This is a genomic window from Nocardia sp. NPDC004654 (assembly GCF_040609595.1).
Lineage (GTDB): Bacteria > Actinomycetota > Actinomycetes > Mycobacteriales > Mycobacteriaceae > Nocardia.
The window spans coordinates 1-1,263 of sequence record NZ_JBEXKI010000024.1 but is presented as its reverse complement, the minus strand read 5'-3'; the positions used below and the strand labels follow the sequence as shown (position 1 = coordinate 1,263).

The 1,263-nt window shown below is 64.5% G+C and carries 1 protein-coding gene; it reads right to left on the bottom strand.

Annotated elements, in window-relative coordinates; translation table 11 throughout:
* Positions 1-32: 32 nt before the first annotated feature.
* A protein-coding gene (locus tag ABZV58_RS34550) for an IS3 family transposase (RefSeq protein ID WP_355004399.1) occupies positions 33-1,195 on the bottom strand; the annotation gives its coding sequence in 2 pieces (ribosomal slippage) (positions 33-908 and positions 911-1,195; 1,161 coding nt in all).
* Positions 1,196-1,263 lie beyond the last annotated feature (68 nt).

The window sequence follows — 1,263 nt, the reverse complement described above, 5'->3', positions numbered from 1 at the left end:
GGGACTGCTGCACGATCGGGTGACAGGTTCGATCACGCGGCCTGACTGGCCGGTGGGGTCATGATGGTCTCGTATTCGATTGGCGTCAAACGGCCGAGGGTGCTCTGCCGTCGGCGGCGGTGGTAGGTCCGCTCGATCCAGGTGACAATCGCGATGCGTAATTCTCCACGGCTGCACCAGGATCGGCGATCGAGGACATTCTTCTGCAGTAGCGCGAAGAAACTCTCCATAGCCGCGTTGTCACCGGCCGCGCCGACGCGGCCCATCGATCCGACCATGCCGTGCCGGTCGAGGGCACGGACGAACTTCCGGCTGCGAAATTGCGATCCGCGGTCGGAATGAAGAATGCAGCCGGCCACGTCGCCGCGTCGGGCCACCGCGCTGTTCAGAGCGCGGACAGCAAGTGCGGATTTCATGCGTGAGTCGATGGAGTAACCGACGATCCGGTTGGAATAGACATCCTTGACCGCGCAAATGTAAAGCTTGCCTTCGCCGGTCTGGTGCTCGCTGATATCGACCAGCCACAACCGATTTGGGCCTTCGGCGGTGAAGTTTCGTTGAACCAGATCATCGTGGACTGGTGGGCCGGTCTTTCCCTTGCCGCGACGCTTCTTGCCGAATGCGCTCCACCAGCCCCGGGCCGAGCAGATCCGCCAGGCGGTGCGGTCGGCCATCGGTTCACCGGCCGCGCGGGCCTCGTCGGCGAGGAACCGATAGCCGAACTCGGGGTCGTCGCGGTGAGCGTCGAACAGCGCGTTGGCCCGATACGCCTGCTCGAGTTCGGCGTCGGTGACCGGTTCGGCCAGCCACCGGTAATAGGGCTGACGGGCCAGTCCCAGCACCCGGCACGTCACCGTGACGGGAATCCCGTCGGCGGCCAACTCACGGACGAGCGGGTAGATCATTTTCCCGGCAGGTTCGCCTGGGCGAAATAGGCGGCAGCCCGTTTGAGGACCTCGTTCTCCTGCTCCAGCAAACGGATTCGCCGTTTCGCCGCCCGCAACTCGGCAGACTCGCTGCTGCTGGTGCCGGGCTTGGTGCCCTCGTCGACGTCGGCTTGGCGCATCCATTTCGACAGCGTCATCGGGTGGATCCCGAAATCGGCGGCGATCTGCTCGAGCGTCACACCATCGTCGCGGTTGCGAGCGACCCGCACAACGTCGTCGCGGAACTCACGCGGGTAGGGCTTGGGCACAGCGACATCCTCTCAGGCCCACCTCTCGGCAAGCCATCTCGGTTGTCACCTATCCGTGCAGCAGTCCC